General features: G+C 64.7%; 17 protein-coding genes. 6 read left to right on the top strand and 11 right to left on the bottom strand.

Annotated features, from left to right (window positions below):
* Window positions 1-111 precede the first annotated feature (111 nt).
* The 9 genes from C560_RS0106625 to C560_RS0106665 form a co-directional block, all read right to left on the bottom strand.
* Window positions 112-993: a type II secretion system F family protein gene (locus C560_RS0106625; RefSeq protein WP_026537586.1), complete on the bottom strand. Its 882-nt coding sequence runs from the start codon at window positions 991-993 to the stop codon at window positions 112-114.
* Between the two features lie 18 nt (window positions 994-1011).
* Window positions 1012-1962 carry a type II secretion system F family protein gene (locus C560_RS0106630; RefSeq protein WP_026537587.1) on the bottom strand — a complete coding sequence of 317 codons (951 nt, stop codon included), beginning with the start codon at window positions 1960-1962 and terminating at the stop codon, window positions 1012-1014.
* A gap of 2 nt (window positions 1963-1964) precedes the next feature.
* Entirely contained in the window at window positions 1965-3356 is a 1392-nt protein-coding gene (locus tag C560_RS0106635) for a CpaF family protein (RefSeq protein ID WP_442853144.1), read from the bottom strand.
* 74 nt (window positions 3357-3430) lie between these two features.
* A complete protein-coding gene (locus tag C560_RS0106640; RefSeq protein WP_026537589.1) occupies window positions 3431-4636 on the bottom strand; it encodes an AAA family ATPase in 1206 nt (401 codons plus the stop codon).
* Window positions 4633-5346, bottom strand: a complete 714-nt coding sequence (gene cpaB / locus C560_RS0106645) for a Flp pilus assembly protein CpaB (RefSeq protein ID WP_231494283.1) — start codon at window positions 5344-5346, stop codon at window positions 4633-4635. Before cpaB ends, C560_RS0106640 begins: the two co-directional genes overlap by 4 nt.
* A gap of 87 nt (window positions 5347-5433) precedes the next feature.
* Window positions 5434-6453: a pilus assembly protein TadG-related protein gene (locus C560_RS0106650; RefSeq protein WP_026537591.1), complete on the bottom strand. Its 1020-nt coding sequence runs from the start codon at window positions 6451-6453 to the stop codon at window positions 5434-5436.
* Window positions 6441-6842, bottom strand: a complete 402-nt coding sequence (locus C560_RS0106655) for a TadE/TadG family type IV pilus assembly protein (RefSeq protein ID WP_018773704.1) — start codon at window positions 6840-6842, stop codon at window positions 6441-6443. Before C560_RS0106655 ends, C560_RS0106650 begins: the two co-directional genes overlap by 13 nt.
* A 118-nt stretch (window positions 6843-6960) precedes the next feature.
* Window positions 6961-7167, bottom strand: a complete 207-nt coding sequence (locus C560_RS0106660) for a Flp family type IVb pilin (protein WP_043422680.1) — start codon at window positions 7165-7167, stop codon at window positions 6961-6963.
* Window positions 7168-7436: 269 nt separating this feature from the next.
* Window positions 7437-8138 (bottom strand): prepilin peptidase, encoded by a 702-nt coding sequence (locus tag C560_RS0106665; protein WP_081801641.1) that lies wholly within the window; start codon window positions 8136-8138, stop codon window positions 7437-7439.
* A 317-nt stretch (window positions 8139-8455) separates the two neighbouring features.
* Here C560_RS0106665 and rplM point away from each other — a divergent pair, with 317 nt between their 5' ends.
* The 3 genes from rplM (at window position 8456) to glmM (ending at window position 10920) form a co-directional block, all read left to right on the top strand.
* The gene (gene rplM, locus C560_RS0106670) at window positions 8456-8899 is read left to right on the top strand and encodes a 50S ribosomal protein L13 (protein ID WP_015937805.1); all 444 of its coding nucleotides are present in this window, start codon (window positions 8456-8458) and stop codon (window positions 8897-8899) included.
* 36 nt (window positions 8900-8935) lie between these two features.
* On the top strand, window positions 8936-9445 hold the full coding sequence (rpsI, locus tag C560_RS0106675; RefSeq protein ID WP_018773707.1) for a 30S ribosomal protein S9: 510 nt from the start codon (window positions 8936-8938) through the stop codon (window positions 9443-9445).
* Between the two features lie 113 nt (window positions 9446-9558).
* Complete coding sequence (glmM, locus tag C560_RS0106680) at window positions 9559-10920, top strand: phosphoglucosamine mutase (RefSeq protein WP_026537595.1); 1362 nt, start codon at window positions 9559-9561, stop codon at window positions 10918-10920.
* A 176-nt stretch (window positions 10921-11096) separates the two neighbouring features.
* On the opposite strand, the gene C560_RS24080 is transcribed toward glmM, so the two are convergent.
* On the bottom strand, window positions 11097-11666 hold the full coding sequence (locus C560_RS24080; protein ID WP_026537596.1) for a M15 family metallopeptidase: 570 nt from the start codon (window positions 11664-11666) through the stop codon (window positions 11097-11099).
* Here C560_RS24080 and C560_RS24085 point away from each other — a divergent pair.
* Entirely contained in the window at window positions 11656-12030 is a 375-nt protein-coding gene (locus C560_RS24085) for a hypothetical protein (RefSeq protein WP_026537597.1), read from the top strand. The two genes, C560_RS24080 and C560_RS24085, sit on opposite strands and share 11 nt — an antisense overlap.
* A 10-nt stretch (window positions 12031-12040) precedes the next feature.
* Here C560_RS24085 and coaA read toward each other — a convergent pair whose 3' ends face one another.
* Complete coding sequence (coaA, locus tag C560_RS0106695) at window positions 12041-13006, bottom strand: type I pantothenate kinase (RefSeq protein ID WP_026266484.1); 966 nt, start codon at window positions 13004-13006, stop codon at window positions 12041-12043.
* 145 nt (window positions 13007-13151) lie between these two features.
* On the opposite strand from coaA, the gene glmS reads away from it, so the two are divergent.
* Both glmS and C560_RS0106705 read left to right on the top strand, forming a co-directional pair.
* Window positions 13152-15044, top strand: coding sequence for a glutamine--fructose-6-phosphate transaminase (isomerizing) (gene glmS / locus C560_RS0106700; RefSeq protein WP_026537598.1), 1893 nt, complete (start codon window positions 13152-13154; stop codon window positions 15042-15044).
* Window positions 15045-15048: 4 nt separating this feature from the next.
* Window positions 15049-15396, top strand: coding sequence for a holo-ACP synthase (locus tag C560_RS0106705; RefSeq protein ID WP_018773713.1), 348 nt, complete (start codon window positions 15049-15051; stop codon window positions 15394-15396).
* Window positions 15397-15448 lie beyond the last annotated feature (52 nt).

Raw genomic sequence — 15448 nt, forward strand, 5'->3', positions numbered from 1 at the left:
TCCCTGCGCCCATTCTGCGTCGAACACACAGGAGGACCCCCTCGGCTCTGGGTCCAAGGGGGTCCGGTCTGTGGAGCTGCCTGCAGAACGGGCAGTGGCGCGTTCGCCTGCCTAGCGGCCGGTGAAGACGTCCATGATGCTGAGGACGGTGGGTCCGAGCACCACGATAAACAGGGCTGGAAGGATGGAGACAATCAGCGGGAAAAGCATCTTCACGGGCATCTTCATCGCGTGCTCCTCAGCCCGCTGCCGACGCTTGACCCGCATAACTGTCGCCTGGGACTTGAGGACATTTGCGATCGCGATACCGTAGCTGTCCGCCTGGACGACCGCCCGGACGAAGGACCGCAAGTCAGGCACATCCACGCGTTGGGCCATGGCCAGGTAGGCCTCTTTGCGGGAGCGTCCCACTTGCATGTCCTGTAGGGTCCTGACGAGTTCATCGGCCAAAGGTCCCTTCCCGGTCTCGCCGACGCGGGCCATGGCGGTTTCGAAACCCAGGCCTGCCTGGACGGAAATGAGCATCTGATCCAGGGCGTTTGGCAGTTCCATCTTGATTGCGGTCCGGCGCTTCTCCGCATAGTTGCGAAGGAGGATGTCGGGGACGAAGTAACAGAGCGCGGTGACTCCCAGGGCGATGCCAAGCTTCATTGGCTTGGGATCAGCGGTGTAGAGCAGGATGCCCAGCACGGCTCCGGCCAAGGCCAGCAGGGGCTTGACCATGACGACACGGGCCAGCGGCCAGGCCTTTGGCCGGCCGGCGCCGGCCAATTGCTTGTCCAGCCATGCTGCGTAACCTTTCGGCATGGCCTTCCTCGCCAGCGACGCAAGCTGCTCGTTGGCACCGGCCGCCGCCGTCCCCGCCTTCGGCCGCTTGCCAAGGTTGGATTGGATGTTTCTGAGTCCGGCACGGTCGCCTGTCAGAACCAGCCACGTCATGACCGACAGCGGGGCGATGATCGCCAGGATGGCGGCATAAGCGATGGTTTGCACTGTTCTCTCCCTGCTTCCCTAGAACTTCGGTTTGATGAGCCGGCTGAGCCAGAAGCTGCCGATCCCGAGGAGGACCACCACGCCGGCGATCATGAGATAGCCGGGCAGCGTACTCGTGAACACCCTGGAGTAGAGGGGGTTGAACAGGGTCAGGCCAATGAACATCACGATCGGGAGGGCTATGAGGACCAAAGCAGAGATTCGGCCTTCAGCGCTAAGCGCCCTGACTTGACCTCGGATCTGGTTCCGGTCGCGGATAGTTTCGCCAACATGGTCCAGGACCTCGGCCAGGTCTCCGCCAACTTCCCGGTGGATCTCGACTGCCCGGGCGATCCAGCCGAAGTCCTCGTTGTCTGTCCGGCGCGCCACTTCGTCGAGGGACTCGCCGAGATCCCGGCCGATCCTGGTCTCATTGACCACCCTGTTCAGTTCCTCGGCCATGGGCGCTTCATTTTCCTGTGCGGCGGCGTCAATGGCGCGGAGCAAGCTGTGTCCGGCCCTGAGACCGCCGGAAAACATTTGCAGGGTGTCCGGCACCTGGTCGTCGAATTTCTTTCTCCGCCGGGAAACCATGATGTTCAGGAATGTCACGAGGGCTACAGGGGTGAGCACCAGCAGCAGAACCGCGAAGAACGCCCCGCCCGTCAGGAACCCGATCACCACTGCGACGAAGGTCAAAGCGCCGCCCATCAGCAGGTAATCGCCGGGGCCCTTCTTGAGACCGGCGGCGTCGAGCTTGTCGCTGTTGAGTATGCCGGTGCGGCCGCGGCGCACGCCCTTATTGAGGGCGTCGACCGCCTGGTTGGTCAGTCTGCTGAACGAGGAGGTCTGCGGCCCCATTTCCGGCCTGCGCCGGGATAGCGGTACCGCCGACCGGGACTTGAAGACGAACGTGAAGACGATCGCCAGCGCTGCATAGACCAGCAGCAGGCCGCCCACGAAGGCGAGGGGGGAAAGCTCCGGGAGCATGGTTACCGCCCCCTTGTCGGCTGCACGCCGAAGACCGCCGGGGAGATGGTAATCCCGAGATCGGCAAAGCGGTCAGTGAACCGTGGCCGGACGCCGGTGGGCACCGGTTTGCCCAGGAACCGGCCGCTGCTGTCCACACCGGCCGAGTAGTCGAAGACGAACGCGTCCTGGAGCGTGACGATGTCGCCTTCCATGCCCTGGACCTCGGTGATATGCGTGACGCGGCGCGAGCCGTCACGGAGCCGGGAGATGTGCACGATCAGGTTGACGGCCGAGGCCACCTGCTCGCGGACGGCCCGCAAGGGCAGGTCCATGCCGGCCATGAGGACCAGGGTTTCGAGCCTGGCGATGGCGTCCCGGGGGGAGTTGGCGTGGACTGTGGAGATGGAGCCGTCGTGGCCGGTGTTCATGGCCTGGAGCATGTCCAGGCATTCCCCGCCGCGGACTTCGCCGACGACGATCCGGTCCGGCCGCATGCGCAGGGAGTTACGAACGAGGTCCCGAATGGAGATCTCGCCCTTGCCCTCGATGTTCTGCGGCCGGCTTTCCAGCCGGACCACGTGGTCCTGCTGCAACTGCAGTTCCACCGCGTCCTCGATCGTGACGATTCGGTCCGACGCCGGAATGAACGAAGACAGCACATTCAGCAGCGTCGTCTTGCCCGTGCCGGTGCCGCCGGACACGATGATGTTCATGCGTGCCAGAACACAGGCCTGGAGCAGTTCGGCCATCTCGGGGGACAGGCTGCCCATCGAGATCAGATTGTTGACTGTCAGCGGGTCGCGCCCGAATTTCCGGATTGTGAGAGCCGGTCCATTGACCGCCAACGGCGGAATAATGGCGTTGACTCGTGATCCGTCGGCGAGGCGGGCGTCCACCAAGGGTGACGACTCGTCGATCCGCCGGCCCACGTTTGACACGATCCGCTCGATAACTCGCCGAAGCGCTTCATCTGAGGTGAATTTCGTTTCCGTCAGGTGCAGCTGCCCGCCGCGCTCCACGTAGATCTGGTCAAAGCGGTTGACCATGACTTCGGTGACGGCGGGGTCGTCCAGGAATCTCTGGATGGGACCGTGCCCCAACACATCATCGATAATCTCGCGGATCAGCCGCTGGCGTTCCTGGCCGGAGAGCGGAATCTGTTCCTCGTCGACGACGGCCTTGAGTTCGTCTTTGACCGATTGGTGGAGCTCAGCCTCGCCGATTGAGGAATCGGTAATCCTGGACCCGAGCCGTTCAAACAGGGCCTGGCTGGCCCGCTCCTTGAGCGTGTTGAGCGCCTCGCTGGCGATGGAAGCGGTCTGCTGGACTTCAGCGACGTCGCTGCGCGATTCCGCAGCGGTCTTGGCCTCATGTATGCGGCCGAGCGTCGACGGGGCCTGGAAGACGTCCACCGGGGCAGGTTGCGCTTCAGGCGACTTCCTGGCGGGGGCATCCCCGCGCAGTTGTGCGAATCGGTCGGTGAGGCTCACTGGAATACCGCCCTTCTGTGCAGCTGTTTGTGAGGTCTTGCTTCCCACCCGGGTTTGAAGCGATCCACGAGCTGTCGCAGTCCCTTGGACGCGGGATCCCTGCTGCCGTCCTGGAGGACGGGGACTCCCTTGTTGGTGGAGTAGGGAAGGTTCTTGGAACGCGGCAGCACCACATCCACGGGGACACCGACAGTAGCTTCGACGTCCTTCAAGGTCAGGCCCGCCCGCCGGTCCGCCATGTTCAGGACGATGTGACGGCGTTCGGGTGTCAGGTTGAGTTCATCCAGAATCTGGAAACCGGTGCGCATGCCGCGGATGCTGGGAACGTCCATTCCGCAGATCCAGACGGCATCCGTGGCCTGTTCGAGCGTCGCCAGGACGTGCTCTCCCAGCCCTGGGGCCGTATCCACCACGATGTATTGGAATTCCTGCCGCAGCTGTTCGAGCAGGTGGGAGACATGGGCAGCCGTGATCTTGTCCATGTCGATCGGACTAAGCGGGGCGCACAGGGCGTAGATACCGGCCGGGTGAACGGTCAGGTATGTCTTGAGGACCATCGAATCCTGGCTTGCGGCTCCCATCACGGCATCTGTGATGGTGAACTCCGGCTCCAGCAGCAGGCCGCTGGCCACATCGCCGAACTGTAGGTCGAGATCGACGATCACCACGCTCATCGGGGAGCTCTTGCCAAGTCCGACGGCGAGGTTGGTCGCCACCGTTGTCTTGCCGACGCCGCCCTTGGGCGACATCACCGCGATGACTCGGCCGTTGCCGCCGTGGTCTGCGTGCTCCGACGCCTGCGGGGCGAGCCCGCGCCGCCGGCCCGCAGCTGCAAGACTGGCCCGCTCCAGCATGACGCGAATGGTGTCCGCGTCGGCCGCCGGGTCGAGAAAGTCCCGGACGCCGGCCCGCATAGCCTGCAGCACGCTCTCCGGAGTCGCCGTGGCGGCGAGCACTACGCTGATTTCCGGGTACTGGAGGTCCATCACGGATGCGAGCTTGAGGGAACCCTCCACTGGCAGGCCGGGTCCGAGGATCAGGACCTCCGGAGGTTCTCCCTGCATCTGGCGCAGGATATCTGCGGGGCCTTCCGGCAGGTAGTCTGCCTGGAAGACATGCAGTGCACCGTGCATTCCGGTCACGGCAAGCCGGACCAGTCGCTCGAAGTCACTGTTCGGGGTGATGAGAACGTAGCGGCTCATCGGAACAGTCCCGCCGTGTCAACGACGCCGTTGCTCTTCTCGAGCGCGTCGCCAGGTTCCTTGGACAGGTAGATCTTGCCGAACTCCGCGGCAAACACGATGCGTTCGGCGTCGGCGGAGTTCCGGGCGAGCGTCACGAGATATGTGTCGTCCGTCTGCTCGTTGCTGCTGGACGTCGACGACGCCTGGGCCGTTCCTGCTGTGGCGTCCGAGCCCCCCGTCTGGGTGGCCGTGCCGTTGCTGAATTGCGCCGCCGTCACGAGGACCTTGTGGAAGGTCAGCTGGGTCCTGGCTTTGCTACCGGCCTGGGTGGCACCCGCGTCTTCCAGCGAGAGGAAGACACCCACGGTGTCCCCGGCCTTGAGGACGCCACCCGCGACACGTTCGATAGGAAGCTTGAGCGTGAGTTCCTGGAGTCCGGTGGGGATCTGAACCCGGGCCGGGCCAAGAAATGCGTTTTGTTCCACCATCCGCGAGGACAACAGTTGCTCGCCCGGCATGAGGGCTACGGCCGAGACCTTGGCGCCGAGGGACCCGAGGTCCGTGACGCTGTTTTGGGCGATGGCGAGCTTAGGCACTGACTTCCTGGCCACAGAATCGGCGATCGTCTCGGCGGAGGCGCCGGCAGGAATGGTTTTCTGGACGATGTAGATGTTTTCAGTTTCGGTACTGGCCAGTGCGCGTTTATCAGCATTTTGAACGTACGTCACCAGCAATACGGTTCCTATAATTGCCACAAGTAATGCGGCGATGCCCCCCAGCAGGCGTGTTTTCATGATATCCCCTTAGAAATTTGTCTATTTGATTAGCTTGATATCAGCCGTTCCAAGATTTGCTCCTGTGCCACCACCTGCCCCCGTCCAGGAGTCGATGGATTCAAACTTGATGAATTGGCCGATAAGGCAGCGGTCGTTGCCATTCGCGCAGGCGAGGTCGGCCGTCATTCCGGGATCGTTCTTTGTGTTGCGAAATTCGTACTCGTGGTTGTTGCCGAACTTCCAGCCCCAGATCTTGAAGGTGGCGTAGCCGATGATGTGGAAGGAGCCGTTCTGGCCCTTGTTGGTGGCGTCGTCGAAGACAGGGAACGCGACATGGACTTCGCCGCCGCCGGTGATTGTGTCGGCCCAGCCCTTGAGGATTTCGGAGCACCCAGAGGGCGGGTTGTTGCCCGGATCGGATCCGACCTGATTGCTGCCAAGTTCCGTGATCGCCACGCAGGGGGAGTCCTGGTCCAGCCAGCCCCAGCCGCCCGGGATCTCCGTTCCGGAAGGTCCCGTGCACGTTCCGCCAGGCTTGTAGGAGATCTTCTGCACCTGGCCGGTGGTGTCTGCGGTCGAGAGGTTGTAGCAGTTGTTCGAAATTGCCAACGGGAAACTGGAGCCACCTGTGGGTGGTGCCATGGAGGCTGTCGCATGCGCCCCTACGGTGACAGGCGGCGCATTGAGCGCGCTGGCAAACATTTTGGTGAGAAAGGCGTTAGAGCCGCTGCGGGTGGAGGTGACCACCGTGACCTGGCTGTTCGCCAGATCCACCTTCACAGACTCGATATCGGTGGCACCATCGTTGGAATTGCCGCCTGTGAGCTCCTTCGCCCAGACGAGTGCATTTGCAGAGCATGCGGCAGGAGTGCGATGACACTGCTGGGCGACGGCGAGTGCCCCCGCGTCCGCGGCGTTCTGCAGTTGTGCCCGTTCGGCGTAGATCTGGCCGACGTCCACGGCCATCGCGCCGGCACCGAGAAGGACCACCATCATGACGGCAACGAAGACGGCGGTGGCGCCGCGCTCCTGGTCGTCTCGCGCGATTAGCCTCCGCATCGCATTGCTCCTACGCCGGTGAGGGTGTAGAGATCACCGAACATGCCGGTCATGCCGCCGGCCTTGTAAGTGACAGTCACAGTTGCGTTCAAATCTTTCGCGCAGGCGCCGGAGAAGGCGAACCCGAAGTTTCCTGCCGTCAGCCCAGGAGCGCCGGCAATTGCGGCGGCTTTTGCAAGACCCACGTCGTTCTTGATCGCCATGGTCCGTGCCGCCTCGCGGGCGGCCTGCGTGACGGAAATCTGAAGGTTGTAGATGTACGAAAATTCGATGATCCCGCCGACCAGGGCGAGCAGGATGGGTAGAACGAGGGCGAACTCGACGGCTGCCGCGCCGCGCTGCCGGCCTTGCGCCCGAGACCGGGGCGACGGTGGACTGCTGCGCTTCATGGGATCCCCCCAGGGATAGATGCAGCTGGATGATTAAGAAAAATGTGCCGCGTCCGCGAGACACGGACGCGGCACATTGGGTGTTGCTGAGACCTGTTGTTGTGCTTTGACGCCGTGTCTAGTTCTTCCAGCCCTTCACGGTGGTGCCGAGGTCGTTGAACCAGGTGTTCAGTTCGTTTCCGAAGGCTGTGACACCCAGAATGATGCCGAAGGCGATAAAGGCCACGAGCAGCGAGTATTCCGTCGCGGTCGCACCCTTTTCGGAGGTGAGCTTGTCCTTGACGCCGGCAACAAAAGCGAGCATTGAGACCATGAGACCAGTCATTTTATTTGTCCTTTTCCAGAGATTGAGTAGTGAACGAATTTCCGGCAAATCCCCGATTGCTTATTTGCTGGAGCTTCGTTGGGACAACATTTGCACGGGCGCAATCGGCACGGCAATGATGTTCGATACTCGACTTTTTGGAAGGAAAATATGGGCACCACTCGCCCGCAAAGGGGGTGTACTCAGTTTCCAAGTAGGGCTCGGGTCCGATTACTTGGTTTGATAAGCCGTCTTACTTAATCTGCGGTCCAGGTGAAGGCGGAGACCACCTAGGGGAGCAGCAGAATGATTGCCAGTCCGGCGGCCAGCATCGAAGGCCCGTAGGGCACTTCCTTCGGCTTGTTTCCGCGGTTTTTTAGGACCAGAAGCGCGGAGGCAACGCCGCCGGCGACGAATCCCAAGGCCCCGCCATAGAACAAGTGGGACCAGCCTAGGTAGCCCAAGTACAAGCCAAGTGGTGCTGCGAGCTTCACATCGCCCATTCCGAGACCGTTTCGGCTGGTCAGGGCAAGAAAAAGGTACAAAACGAACAAAATTAAGGCCCCGGCCACCCCTCGCAGGAGGTTTCCGCCCTCGCCGGAAGCCACAGAGGCTATCCCGAGCAGCACAATTCCGGCCCCCAATAGCGGCAGGACCATCCGGTTGGGCAAAAGGTGGTGCTGCAAGTCGATCCGGGCCAGCTGGACGCCGGCAACTGCCAGCAGGACGTACGCGGGGAGCTCCGGGGAGGCGCCGAAGCGCCAGGCCAGCAGGGCGGACAGTGTAAAGGTGGCTGCCGCCGTCGTAAGTCTTATGCGTACCGTCACGGGTCCGCGCAGGCGGGGGAGCGTGCGCCGGAGGAGGAGCTCGGCCAACAGGGACAAGCATGCGCCGGCGAGAGCGACGCCGGCTATGAACAGGACCCCGGTGAGTGACCCGCTCGGCTGGGCAAGCAGCAGTGAGACGGAGCCGACGGCGGCGGGATCGGACACGGTTCCTCCAGGGATGCGACGGGCCGGCACGGGGCAGTCTGCGAAAAAGAGCAGACGGGATGCATCCGGACACCCTATTTTGACCCAAGAGGCCGCCGTCGGCTATTCTTGGTAGTCGTTGTGCGTGTCCTATCTCGATGGTGCGTGCCCGCTTGAGAATCCGGTTGCAGGATAGCTACTCAACGTGCACATTCGAGACCTCAGGATGACTGGTTACATGGAGCCCTCACCTCTGTTCCGGTAGCGCATAGATAGTAGGTGCACCGTAAGAGTGACGCCTAAAACAAGAACGCCAGAACAAGAACGAGGCAAACACCGTGCGTACGTACACCCCGAAGCCCGGCGATATCAACCGCCAGTGGCACGTCATTGACGCCACCGACGTTGTCCTTGGTCGTCTCGCGAGCCAGACCGCAATCCTGCTGCGCGGCAAGCACAAGGCCACCTTTGCGTCCCACATGGACATGGGCGACTTCGTCATCATCATCAACGCTGAAAAGGTTGCCCTCACCGGCGCCAAGCTGGAGCAGAAGCGCGCATACCGCCACTCCGGCTACCCGGGCGGCCTGACCTCCGTCAACTACGCGGAGCTGCTTGAGTCCAACCCGGTTCGCGCCGTGGAGAAGGCCATCAAGGGCATGCTCCCGAAGAACTCCCTCGCTGCTCAGCAGCTGGGCAAGCTGAAGGTGTACCGCGGTGCAGAGCACCCCCACGCCGCCCAGCAGCCCAAGACTTTCGAAATCACCCAGGTCGCCCAGTAGTCCTGGCCACCAACCAACTTTTTATCAAGGAGAATCGTGGCTCAGAACGAAGAACTGACCACCGAAGCCGTCGAGGCTGAGGAAAACCTGACCAGCTACACCTCGGAGAGCGGTGCTGCGGAAGCAGCTGCGCCGAAGAAGGAACGCCCGGCGCTGACCGTTGCCGGCGCTGCAGTTGGCCGTCGCAAGGAAGCCGTTGCACGCGTTCGCGTTGTGCCGGGCTCCGGCAAGTGGACCATCAACGGCCGCGAGCTGGCGAACTACTTCCCGAACAAGCTGCACCAGCAGGACGTCAACGAGCCCTTCAAGATCCTCGATCTTGACGGCGCCTACGACGTCATCGCCCGCATCCACGGTGGCGGCATCTCCGGCCAGGCCGGTGCCCTGCGCCTCGGCATCGCCCGTTCGCTGAACGAGATCGACACCGAGAACAACCGCGCCACCCTGAAGAAGGCCGGTTACCTGCGCCGCGACGCTCGCGTCATCGAGCGTAAGAAGGCCGGTCTCAAGAAGGCCCGCAAGGCTCAGCAGTACTCGAAGCGTTAATTTAGCTTCCGGGCGCGCAAAGCGCCTCTTCAAAGGCCCGTCCCGCCACTTGGCGGGGCGGGCCTTCGCTGTTTAAGCCGGACTTGCCCCGGCCATCGACTAAACTTGGTCCGATGTCTAGATTATTTGGAACCGATGGAGTCCGGGGCCTGGCGAACGGGTTGCTGACCGCCGAGCTCGCGTTGCAGCTGGCCCAGGCCGCCGCCGTCGTACTTGGCCATGACCGCAACACGACCGGGAAGCGGCCGCGCGCCGTGGTGGCGCGGGACCCGCGGGCCAGCGGCGAGTTCCTCGCGGCCGCAGTGGAGGCGGGGCTCTCCAGCTCGGGAATCGACGTCTACGACGCCGGCGTGCTGCCCACCCCGGCCGCCGCCTACCTCGTGGCGGACCTCAACGCCGACTTCGGCGTCATGATCTCCGCGTCCCACAATCCCGCGCCGGACAACGGCATCAAATTCTTCGCCCGCGGCGGCCAGAAGCTGCCCGACGACGTCGAGGATGCCATCGAAGTGCAGCTCGCCAAGGAGCCTGTCCGGCCCGTCGGCGGTGAGGTGGGACGGATCCAGCGCTTCTCCGACGCCGAGGACCGCTACATCGTGCACCTGCTCGGCACGCTTCCGCACCGCCTGGACGGCCTGAAGGTCGTCCTCGACTGCGCCCACGGCGCGGCCAGCGGCTGTTCCCCGCAGGTGTTCAAGGACGCCGGCGCCAACGTGATCGTCATTGGCGCCGAACCGGACGGGCTCAACATCAACGAAGGGGTCGGCTCCACGCACCTCGGCCCGCTCAAGCGCGCCGTCCTGGACCACGGGGCAGACCTCGGCATCGCGCACGACGGCGACGCCGACCGCTGCCTCGCCGTGGACCACGAAGGCAACGAGGTGGACGGCGACCAGATCATGGCCATCCTTGCCGTGGCCCTCAAGGACGCCGGGAAGCTCAAGGACGATGTCCTCGTGGCCACCGTCATGAGCAACCTCGGCCTGAAGCTCGCCCTGCGCGACGCCGGGATCAGCCTGCGCGAAACCGGCGTGGGGGACCGCTACGTCCTCGAGGAAATGCGCAACGGCAGCTACAGCCTGGGCGGCGAGCAGTCGGGGCACGTAATCTTTGCCGACTACGCCACCACCGGCGACGGTGTCCTGACCGGCCTGCAGATTGCAGCCCAGGTGGCCCTCACCGGGCGCCCGCTCAAGGAGCTGTCCACGGTGATGACCAAGCTGCCCCAGGTCCTCATCAACGTCAAGGGCGTGGACCGTACCCGGGTCAAGGGCGACGTGGTGGTGGCGCAGGCGGTGTCCGTTGCCGAAGCCGAACTCGGCGACACCGGACGCGTCCTGCTGCGCCCCTCCGGCACCGAGCCGGTGGTGCGCGTGATGGTGGAGGCCGCAGACCACGAGACCGCCCAGGGCGTCGCGGAGCGCCTGGCGCAGGTGGTCCGGACCGAACTGGCTTTGGAGCTCGTCCCCGAGTAGCCGGCCGGCAGCGGTTCCGTCCGCGAATCGCTGTGCCGGCGCCGCCGAATTTCCCCACCTACGCCCGCGTCCGACGGCGTGTCCGCCGATTGCGCCGGCGTGTCCCGGCGTCGTGGTGGCAAAGGTGGGGAATTCCGCCCGGACCGACGCCGCCTTACAGGTTGGCGGGCGCCGCGCTACAAGTACGCCGGGGCGGCTTCCAGGCCGAAGTACTGCTCGAGCGTGCCGATGCCGCGGGCACGCATGTCCGCGGCCGCCTCTTTCCCGACGAAGCGCAGATGCCACGGCTCGTAGAAATAGCCGGTGATTTCGTGCAGCATCCACGGGTAGCGGACCACGAAGCCGAAGCGGTGGGCGTTCGCCTTGGCCCAGATCGCCGCCGTACGGTCCTTGAACTGGGGCGTGAACGCGTCCGCCCCGCTGCCGTCGCCGATGTCGAATGCCCACCCCGTCTGGTGCTCTGAGTAGCCGGGCCGGGCCGATGCGGTGTCGGCCTCCGCCTGGCCGCGGGAATTCACGTAGCTGCCGTAGGTGGCCCTCTGCGTCGTGAACGAACGGTATCCGCTGGCCAGGGTGATGATGACGCCGTCGGCGGCCGCGGCCGCGAACATCTTTTCGGCGGCAGCCGCCGTCGTGCTGTTCAGCAGCGCCGCCTCGCCAGAGGTGGCCAAGCGGACGGCCGGCCGGACCAGATCCGGCGGCACAAAGGTGGCGGGGGAGAGCGGGCGGTGCTTGTTGACGATCACCCATGGGCTGGTGGGGTCCGAGAGGGAATGCTGCGGCCCCGGCGCCGCGGCCGAAGGAGGGCGCGCCGCGGCCGACGGCGGGACAGGCGACGCCGTCGCGGGTGCCTCTGGTGCCGACGGTGTGGAAGACTCCGGGGCCGGGCTTGTCGGAGGCGGGTTCGACGCCGCGGCGGCGGTCGGCGTCGCACTGCCTGTGCCCGGCGGCGGACCCGGCGTGCCGGACGGTGTGAAGGACTGGGCCGGGGTGCAGGCGGACAGCGCCGCGAGGCCGGTGCCCGCCAGCAGGAGGCGGCTGAAGGCCCGCCGGCTCGGCGATTCCGGGCCGGCGTCCTGCCGTCCCGCCGTCCCGTCCGCGTCGTCGTAGCACATCTGTGCTAGACCTTCCTCAGCAGCATCCGGCGGATGGAGTGGTCGGCGTCCTTGGTCAGGACCAGCTGCGCGCGGCCCCGGGTCGGGAGGACGTTTTCCTCGAGGTTGGGCTCGTTGATGCGCTTCCAGATCTCGCGGGCGGTCTCTTCGGCCTCGGCATCGGAGAGTGTTGCGTAGCGGTGGAAGTACGATTCCGGCTGGGCGAAGGCCGTGCTCCGCAGTTTGCGGAACCGGTCCACGTACCACTCCTCGATATACGAGGTCTTCGCGTCGACGTAGATGGAGAAATCGAAGAAGTCGCTCAGGGCCAGGCCCTGCCTGCCGTCCTGCCGCGGCCGGGCCGGAGCCAGGACGTTCAGTCCCTCGACAATCAGCACGTCCGGGCGGCGCACCACCACTTCCTTGCCGGGGACGATGTCATAGGTGACGTGGGAATACCAAGGGGCACGGACCTCCTCGGCCCCGCCCTTGATCTCGCTCACGAAGCGCAGCAGGGCGCGGCGGTCGTAGGACTCCGGAAAACCCTTGCGCTCGAGCAGTTGCCGGCGCTTGAGCTCGGCGAGCGGGTAGAGGAATCCATCCGTGGTGATGAGCTCCACGTTGGGGGTACCGGGCCAGCGCCGGAGCATTTCGCGCAGGACGCGGGCGATGGTGGACTTGCCCACGGCCACCGAACCGGCCACGCCGATCACGAACGGCGTGCGCTGGGTGCTTTCGCCGAGGAAGGTGGTGGTGGCCGCGTGAAGCTGGCCCGCGGCTTCCACATATAGGTGCAGGAGCCGGGACAGCGGCAGGTAGACCTCGCGCACTTCCTTGATGTCGAGGGGGTCCCCGAGGCCGCGAAGGCGGAACACATCCTCTTCATTAAGGGGCTGCTCCATCTGGGCAGCGAGCCGGGACCAGGTCTGCCGGTCCAGCTCCACGAACGGGGAGACACCTTCTCCGTTCGCTTCATTGCGTTGCAAAGTCACCCTAGAGATTCTGCCCTTCACAACGCCGAGAGCGAAATGGACTGGCCGGTGGGAGCCGGGGCCGGCCCTCCGCAGCCCCGCGCAGGGCCCTTCACGCCCCGCCGTCCCACGTCCTCCCTCCCGGAAACCCGCTAGGCTTATGACCATGTGTGGAATCGTTGGATATGTGGGCCACTCAGATGGCCGGGTAAATACTGGACACAATGCCTTGGACGTTGTCCTTGAAGGACTGCGGCGCCTGGAGTACCGCGGCTACGACTCCGCGGGTATTGCAGTAGTGGCCGACGGCACCATTTCTTCCCGGAAGAAGTCGGGCAAACTGAGCAACCTCATTGCGGAGCTGGACACCCGCCCGCTGCCGGAATCCCTCACGGGAATCGGCCACACGCGCTGGGCGACGCACGGCGGCCCGACGGACCAGAACGCGCACCCGCACCTGTCCGACGGCGGCAAGCTGGCCCTGATCCACAACGGCATCATCGAGAACTTCGCCGAGCTCAAGCTCGAACTCCAGCGCAAGGGCGTCACCTTCGAGTCCGAGACCGACACGGAAGTGGCGGCTGCCCTGCTCGGGGACATCTACCGTAACCAGCTCGGCGGTGACGCAACCAACGGCGGCCTCACCCGGGCCATGCAGCTTGCCTGCCAGCGGCTCGAAGGCGCGTTCACGCTCCTCGCCGTCCACGCCGACCAGCCCGACGTGGTGGTCGCGGCCCGCCGGAACTCCCCGCTCGTCGTCGGCCTCGGCGAAGGCGAGAACTTCCTCGGCTCCGACGTCTCCGGCTTCATCGACTACACCCGGCGTGCCGTGGAACTCGGCCAGGACCAGATCGTGACGATCACCGCCGACTCCGTGGAAATCACGGACTTCTACGGCGCCCCCGCCGAGGGCAAGGAATACCACGTCAACTGGGACCCCGCCTCGGCCGAAAAGGGCGGCTTCCCGTCCTTCATGGAAAAGGAAATCCACGACCAGCCGGATGCCGTGCTCCAGACCCTGCTGGGCCGCTCAGACATCCACGGCAAGCTGACGCTTGATGAGCTCCGTGTTGATCCGCAGCTGCTCAAGAACGTCAACAAGATCATCGTCCTCGCGTGCGGCACCTCCGCCTACGCCGGCCAGGTGGCGAAATACGCCATTGAGCACTGGTGCCGGATCCCCACCGAGGTCGAACTCTCGCACGAATTCCGCTACCGGGATCCGATCGTGGACGAGAACACGCTGATTGTCTCCATCTCCCAGTCCGGCGAGACCATGGACACCCTCATGGCGGTCCGCTACGCCAAGGAACAGGGCGCCAAGACGGTCTCCATCTGCAACACCAACGGGTCCACCATCCCCCGGGAATCGGATGCCGTGCTCTACACGCACGCCGGACCCGAGATCGCCGTGGCCTCGACCAAGGCGTTCCTGGCCCAGATCACCGCCGCCTACCTGCTGGGTCTTTATTTGGCACAGCTGCGCGGCAACAAGTTCCAGGGCGAGATCAAGGACATCCTGGCCGACCTTGGCAAGATCCCGGCCAAGATCCAGCGCATCCTCGACAACGAGGCCCAGATCAAGGAACTCGGCCAGTCCATGGCGGACGCCAAGTCCGTGCTGTTCCTGGGCCGCCACGTCGGTTTCCCCGTTGCGATGGAGGGCGCGCTGAAGCTCAAGGAGCTCGCGTACATCCATGCCGAAGGCTTCGCCGCCGGAGAGCTCAAGCACGGCCCGATCGCGCTGATCGAGGAAGGCCAGCCCGTCTTCGTGGTGGTCCCGTCCCCGCGCGGCCGCGACTCGCTGCACTCCAAGGTGGTCTCCAACATCCAGGAAGTCCGTGCCCGCGGCGCCAAGACGATCGTGATCGCCGAAGAAGGCGACGAGGCCGTCAAGGCGTACGCCGAGCACGTCTTCTACATCCCGGAGACCCCCACGCTCCTGGCACCGCTGCTCGCAACGGTTCCGCTGCAGATCTTCGCCCTCGCACTCGCCTCGGCCAAGGGTTACGACGTGGACCAGCCACGCAACCTGGCCAAGAGCGTGACCGTAGAATAACGCCATGATTGTTGGCATAGGCGTAGACGTCGTAGACATTGAGCGGTTCGGGCGCCAGCTCGAGCGCACCCCCGGGCTGCGCGACAGGCTGTTCGTCCCCGCCGAGCGGGAACTGAACACGCGCTCCCTCGCCGCGCGGTTTGCCGCGAAGGAGGCCGTGGCCAAGGTGCTGGGGGCACCGGCCGGCATGAACTGGCAGGACTGCTGGATCGGGCTGGACCAGAACGGCCCCACCGTGCAGGTCAAAGGCACCGTGCTGGCCGTGGCGGAGTCCAAGGGCGTCAAGCGCTGGCACTTGTCCATGAGCCACGACGGCGGGATCGCCACCGCGACGGTTGTCGCCGAAGGCTGAGACGGCCGTCCAGGCAGGACCGGCCCCAGTGCCAGGCATTCCCCAGCGACCG

The organism is Arthrobacter sp. 9MFCol3.1 (genome assembly GCF_000620385.1).
Taxonomy (GTDB): domain Bacteria; phylum Actinomycetota; class Actinomycetes; order Actinomycetales; family Micrococcaceae; genus Arthrobacter.